Annotated in this window: 6 protein-coding genes; 2 read left to right on the top strand and 4 right to left on the bottom strand. The window is 69.1% G+C overall.

Annotated elements, in window-relative coordinates:
• Positions 1 to 453: HAD family hydrolase (locus VFF46_RS21300; protein WP_325038929.1), on the bottom strand; the 453-nt coding region annotated here is incomplete at its 3' end.
• 13 nt (positions 454 to 466) lie between these two features.
• Positions 467 to 1246 (bottom strand): GH12 family glycosyl hydrolase domain-containing protein, encoded by a 780-nt coding sequence (locus tag VFF46_RS21295; protein ID WP_325038928.1) that lies wholly within the window; start codon positions 1244 to 1246, stop codon positions 467 to 469.
• A gap of 89 nt (positions 1247 to 1335) precedes the next feature.
• Here VFF46_RS21295 and VFF46_RS21290 point away from each other — a divergent pair, with 89 nt between their 5' ends.
• Complete coding sequence (locus VFF46_RS21290) at positions 1336 to 2103, top strand: META domain-containing protein (protein WP_325038927.1); 768 nt, start codon at positions 1336 to 1338, stop codon at positions 2101 to 2103.
• A gap of 5 nt (positions 2104 to 2108) precedes the next feature.
• Positions 2109 to 2597 (top strand): hypothetical protein, encoded by a 489-nt coding sequence (locus VFF46_RS21285; protein WP_325038926.1) that lies wholly within the window; start codon positions 2109 to 2111, stop codon positions 2595 to 2597.
• Here the strand turns inward: VFF46_RS21285 and VFF46_RS21280 are convergent.
• Together VFF46_RS21280 and VFF46_RS21275 are read right to left on the bottom strand one after the other, a co-directional pair.
• A complete protein-coding gene (locus VFF46_RS21280; protein ID WP_325038925.1) occupies positions 2546 to 5470 on the bottom strand; it encodes a PIG-L family deacetylase in 2925 nt (974 codons plus the stop codon). The genes VFF46_RS21285 and VFF46_RS21280 overlap by 52 nt on opposite strands.
• Before the next feature lie 97 nt (positions 5471 to 5567).
• On the bottom strand, positions 5568 to 6470 hold a 903-nt coding region (locus tag VFF46_RS21275), incomplete at its 5' end, for an NAD(P)H-hydrate dehydratase (protein WP_325038924.1).

Below are 6470 nucleotides of genomic sequence, written 5' to 3'. Positions count from 1 at the left end.
CGCGGCCGCGTGCAGGAACAGGTCCGGCGCGGGCTTGCCGTGCGCGACGTCCTCGGCGCTGAAGATCCGCCCCTCGAACCGGTCCAGGAAGCCGACCGCGGTCAACGCCGTACGGATCCGTCGATGCGTACCGGACGACGCCAGGCAGTACGTGACGCCCCGCGCGTCCAGGTGGTCCAGAACGGCCTCGACGCCCTCGATCGGCTGCAGGTGCGCGAACCCCTCGAACAGCCGCTGGTGATACCGGTCCTCGAGATCCGCGGGCAACGGCCGGCCGAGCTTCGTCTCGGTCAGCTTCCGCATCGACGCCATCGATCCGCCCATGAAGTCCCGCACCGTTTCCTCGAACGTGTACGGCAACCCGGCCTCGGTCAGCAGCTCGGAAAGAATCGTGTTCGCGAGTCGCTCCGAGTCGACCAGCACGCCGTCGTTGTCGAAGATCACCAGTCCCATCACAGCCAGAACCCTAATGCTCCTGGATGCTGAAGCCGTCGAAGGTGAAGCGCCGCGTGGTGCCGGCGGTGGAGACGACTTCCACGCCGTAGTCGACCTGCCAGGTGGTCGGTTTCGGGGCCCAGCCGCGACTGGTCAGGTCGTCGAAGAAGTCGCCGAGCGGCATGGTTCCGGACTTCTGGGTGACCTGGGAGACGTACGCCGTGTACCCGTCCTGGTGCCACACGTCGTACGTGAAGCCGCCGAACGTGACCGTCCCGACCTTGTCCCCGGCCGGGGTCTGGCCTTTGTTATCGGTCCAGATCATCAGCTCGTTGTTCAGCCCGTCGCCGACCCACACGTCGAACGCGACGTCGTACACGCAGCCCGAGCAGTCCGCGGGCGTGGTCGCGCCGAACGTCGCGGACTTGATCCTGGACAGCGGTACGTCGTCGTAGTCCTTGTGCACGTTCGGGTACGCCTGTACGCCGTTGTCACCCGGCTTCGGCTGGGTCACGTCCTCGTACCAGTTGTCGTAGCCGCACACCGACATCGCGTACACACCGTTGTGGTTGTTCCACATGTTGTTGTGCACGTAGTACGGCTCGAAGTCCCGGCCCTCGCCCTGGTTGTCGCGGGACGTGGTCACGAACGACGGATGTGGGCAGGTACCGCTCGGCCCGATCGCGGCGGCCGCCGTCTCGGCCGGTGGGCGCTGGTTCGTACGCACGATCGGTACCGCGACGAGCACGGCAACCGCGAGTACGGCGGCGGCCGCGACGACCATGCGGCGCCGCGGAAATCGGACAGCCATCGTTTCCCCCCAAAGTTTCCCCGAAGAAACCATGCCCCGAACTGCAACGCGAAGGCCAGCGACAGCGTCCTGAGGATGTGAAGACACCGATGATCGCTCTCGCCGCGACAGGCCTGCTCGCCCTGACCGCCTGCGGCAACGAGGCCGGTACCGGCGCGCAGCCCGGGGCCGACCTGAGCGGGCGGACCTTCCTGTCCACCTCGGTCGTCGAGAACGGGAAGCCCAGGACGCCGGCCACCAAGGTCCGGCTGCAGTTCACCACCAACGGCCGGTTGTCCTGGGACGCCGGCTGCAACTCCTCGGAGACCTCTGTGTCGACCGCGGACAACCGCCTGGTCCTCGGCAGCCAGATCACGTCGACCGCGATGGGGTGCCTCGGCCCCGCGGCCGGCGCGGACAAGTGGATCGGCGGCGTCCTCACCGCCAAGCCCACCTGGAAGCTCGACGGTGACAAGCTCGTCGTCAGCACGGCCAGTACGACGATCTCGCTCGTCGACAAGCAGACCGCCGAGCCCGCCGCGGCACTGGACGGCACGAAGTGGGGCTTGTCGACGATCGTCGCCGGCGAGACCGCGTCGCATCCGGCCGGGGCCGAAAAGGCCTGGATGAAGCTGAACGGCGATCGGGTGACCGGCTCGACGGGCTGCAACGAGTTCCAGGGCGTGGTCGCGAACTCCACCGGCAAGCTGACGTTCGGCGAACTGGCCACCACCCGGCGCGCCTGCGCCGGCGACGCCGCGAAGCTGGAATCCCTGCTGCTGAACGGCTTGAAGGGCGACCTGACCTACCGCATCAATGGCTCGGTTCTCAGCCTGCGGTCCTCCAGCGGCGGACTGGACTTCACCGCGTTACGCTGAGCCAAGTGAGTGAGGAGCCCGCGAGCGGGCAGCACTGGACGGGTCTGGTCATTCGGCCGGACGACTGGTTGGACAACGACCTGCTGGCCGCGATCGCGCTGGCGACCGGCAGCACCTTCGAGCGAATCGGCCACACCGGGCTCGGCCTCGTGTTCGCCGCCGGTACCGAGCAGATCATCGAAGTGGAGTGCTCCGGCGCCAAGGCACTCTTCCTCCGGACGCGGAGCCGCGAGCGCAGCGCCGCGATCATCGAGAGCATCGGCCGGCACACGCTGACCTGGACCGAGTCCGTGCTCCGCAACCAACTGGTCCTGGAGACGGAGCCGTACGGCCTGGTTCCGTTGCTGATGGCAACAGGTGGCGCGCCGCCCGAGCCCGGCACCGCGGACCTGCTGCGCCGGGCCGTCGAGCACCCGGACGCGCAGGTCCGCGAGGCGGCCGGCTATGCGATCCGGATGTCGAAGGCCTGGACCTCGTTCTTCGTCGTCTCGTAGGAAACCAGCAGGTGGCCGCGGTCCTTCAACTGCTGACGCTGGGCCGCGGTCAACGGGATCGTCCATTGCTGCACGCCGCGGGTCACCTGCTGCGTGGCCTGTTTCACCAGGTGCCCGCTCATGTCCGGTGACCACGGCGGCGTCGCCCCGTCGGTGATCGCGCACGGCGTGAACCCGTAGTCCGGCGCCGGGTCCGACGTACACGAGGACGTCCACACCGGGATCGCCCCGAGTTCGCCCGAGGTCAGGAACGCCCGGGCGGTGCCGGTGCCCTTCGACGACGTGACGAGTCGTACGGCGTTGCCGTTCAGGCCGGCGTACTGGATCTTCAGGTCGTCCGTCGGGACCCGGCCGGAGATCGGGACACCGTCGCGCGCCGACTGCGCGATCGTCTGCGGGGACAGGGCGCCGTTCAGGTTCGGGTTCGAGACGTCCGGCGGCGCCGGGGTGGTCGGCCGGCCCGCGGGCGGCGTGTACCCGGGCAGTGTGGCGATCCCCCAGCGGTACGGGTCGGACTGGACCGAGCCGAGCGCCGACCAGCCGAGCCGCGTGCTCATGTCGATGTGCCGGAGCGTCGTCGTACCGGGTGCCGCGGTGTTGTCGTTGTCGTACGGCGTGATGTTCAGCCCGAGGTGCGACGGGTCGACGGCCGCGGGCAGGTCCGCCATCGGGATCTTCACCTCGAGGTCGTACCCACCACCGGCGTACGCGTGCGGCACCGTCGTCTCGTTGCTGCCGACCCACTTCGCGGTCGACGCGACCTGGACGCCCGGCGCGTTGCCGGTGTCGAGGGCGCCGCTGGAGTAGCCCTGGTGGTTGTCCGCGTCGCGCTCCCAGCACGGGCCGCCGCTCTGGCTGAACGGGAAGATACCGAGCTTGAACGTGTTCGCCGTGTCCTTCAGGTCCTGGGACGCGGTCCCGCGCGGGTCGAGCAGGATCTCGACCGAGTCGGCCTGCCAGTGCCCGACGCATTCGGCCGGCGTGACGGCGTACGACTGGTAGTCGTCGCGGATGTGGATGAAGAAGTACAGCGCGTCGTCGGACCAGCTGACCTTCGCCGTACTGCCTTCTCCTGTTGACGAAACGCCGCAGTCGTCCACACCGGTGCAGCCCGAAGCGCCCTGCCAGATCCGGCCGAGGTCGAGCGTCGGGCCCGGGTACTCACCCGGCTCCGCCTTCCCGTCGACAACCGGAGCCGCCTGCGGAATCACCGTCGTCGGAACGAGCGTCAGCGTGAGTGTTTCACTCCCGGTTGCCGTCCGGATCGGGATGTTCACGTTCTGCTGGGCGGGCAGCGTCGTGTCGGTATTGGTGAGCTTGAAGGTCACGGTGACGTCGGCGCCCGGCGCCACGTCGTACGGCTTGCTGTTGGCGTCCACCGTGAAATTGCTCGGCAGGTCGAGGGAAACGGCACCGCTCTGCTGCTTCGCGGACCAGTTGTGCACCACGACCGGTACGTCGATCGTCTGCCCGATTCCCATCGACTGGATCGCCTGCGACCGCCCGAGCCGGTCCGCCTGCGGCGCGGTGTTCTGCAGCCAGTCGTCGTACTCCTTCCAGTTCCCCCACCGCTGGAACCGCCCTTCCGCCGCGGAAACGATGCGTACCACGTTGTCCGTGTAGCCGGTCGCGTGTTTCTCGGTGGTGTAGAGCGCGGAAATCTTCGCGTTCTGGTCGACGGTCGCGTCGGCGGCCGGGGTGACCGTGAACGTCACGTCGGCACTCGACCCCGCCGCCACCTGCTTCGGACCGTCGACCGACCAGCCGGGTGGTACCGTCAGCTGGACGTTGCCCTCGGCAAGCTTCCCCTTGAGGTGCAGCGTGGCCTGGAACGGCTCACCGGCCACGTTGTAGAACCGGCTGAACGTCAGGTACTCCAGCGTCCCGAGCGGCAGCCCGCCCGGATCGGGCTTGGTCGCCCCGAACAGGATCGCGTCGTCCCGGCCGGCCTGTGGACTGCTGTTCGGCTGGAACGGTACGAACGACTCGGTCATCCCGAACCGCGGACAGGCCGGCGCGGACACGCCCTTGTACATCACCCGGCTCTGCGTCGGGTACGCCGCGCGCCCCTCGTCGGACACCTGCTGCCAGATCTTCGGCGTACCGGCCGTCTGGCCCTGGGAGTTCCCGGCCGGCCAGGTGTACGGCGAGTTGTACCCGGTCCACACGCCCGCGACCGGGTCCAGGCCGGACGGGGTGAACCCGGTCGTGCAGTTCGCGGACGTCGTCGTACCGCCCGTACCCGCGGTGCTGCCGCCCGAGAAGACCTTCTTCACCTGCCAGGTGCTGAGCGCGTGCGGACCCTTCAGCTGCTCCGGGAACATGTTCGGGTCGGCGGCCGCGAGGACGCCCTCCCAGATCAGTCGCCCGGCCTGCTGGTGGTTGCCGTGCCCGGCGGCGAGCGTCGGCGTGAAGCCGATGTACACCTCCGGCTGCGTCTCCCGGATCACCCGGGTGACCCGCCGGAGCGTCTCCTGCTCGTCCCAGAAGTACTGCGTCAGCGGCGCGCTCTGGTTGTAGAAGAAGTCGACCCGGTCCAGGTTGAAGATGTCGATCGTCCCGGACCGGTAGTGCGCGACCCGGTCCTCGTTCTCCCGGCGAAGCCCGAGCGCCGGCCCGAGCTCGGTACCGGCCGCGTTCCCGCCACCCTCACCCCGGGTCACCATGATCACGCCACACTTCACGCCGTACAGCTGATGCCAGACCCCACACGGCCCGATGAAGCTCGTGTCGTCGTCCGGATGGGCCCACTCCCCCATCACGTCGATCTTCGTCTTCGCATCGGCAACGTACTGCCGCGACTGCTGCGCCTGCGCAGGCACCGGCAGGACGGCAAGCAACGCCAGAACCAACAACCCCACGATTCGCTTCACGAGCACACTCCAAAGGCGGCGGAGGCACCAGACACCACCCAGTCCTACGTCCGACCTCCCGTCCCCGCAACACCACACCGCGCGCCGTGCGCCGGGTTCAGGCGAGGAGGAGCCGGGTGGCTTCGGGGAGTGCGTGGGCGATGGACATCGCGGTGATCGGGCCGGTGGAGGCGGCGAGGGTGCCGGCCGCGGCGTGCAGGTACGCGGCGACCGCGGCCGCCTCGAACTCAGGTAGGCCGCCTGCGAGGAGCGCGCCGCAGATGCCGGCCAGTACATCCCCGGAGCCGGCCGTGGCGAGCCACGGACTCGCGATCGGGTTGACGAAGACCGCGCCGTCGGGTGCCGCGACGACCGTGGTGGCGCCCTTGAGCAGTACGACGAGTTTCCGGTCCGCGGCCACCTGCCGCGCGTAGTGCAGGCGGCGCGCCTCGATCTCTTCCCGCGGTACGCCGATCAACTGGGACAGCTCGCCGGCGTGCGGCGTGATCACCACACGCCCGGCTCGATCGTGGTCGAGCGCCGCGATCGCTCCCGCGTCGACGATCACCGGGACGTCCCGCTGCTGCGTGATGCGGTGGAACCGCTCCAGGTCGACGTTGTCGGTCGACGTACCCGAACCGACCGCCCATGCCTGGACGCGGCCCTCGCCGACGACGACCTCCGGGTGGACGGCCAGTACGGCGTGCGCGACCGGGTCGGGGCCGACGTACCGGACCATGCCGACCGGTCCGGCGAGTGCTCCGGAGGTGGCGATCACCGCGGCGCCCGGGTACTGCGTGGAGCCGACCATCAGGCCGAGTACGCCGCGGGAATACTTGTCGGATTCGCCGTGCGGGACGGGGTAGAGGGCGCGGACGTCGGCGGCCTGGAGCGACTGGACCTCGGCGGGCGGGACGTCCAGTCCGATGTCGACCAGGTGGACCGGCCCGCACGCGGACGCGGCCGGATCGACCAGATGGCAGACCTTGTGCGTCCCGAACGTGACGGTCAACGCGGCCCG

This window comes from Kribbella sp. (genome assembly GCF_035655035.1).
Taxonomy (GTDB): Bacteria; Actinomycetota; Actinomycetes; order Propionibacteriales; family Kribbellaceae; genus Kribbella.
This window is presented reverse-complemented; position numbering and strand designations above follow the sequence as displayed.

Coding starts and splice junctions, on each gene's coding strand:
- VFF46_RS21295 (WP_325038928.1), bottom strand. CDS start 1,246: ATGGCTGTCCGATTTCCGCGGCGCCGCATGGTCGTCGCGGCCGCCGCC.
- VFF46_RS21290 (WP_325038927.1), top strand. CDS start 1,336: ATGATCGCTCTCGCCGCGACAGGCCTGCTCGCCCTGACCGCCTGCGGC.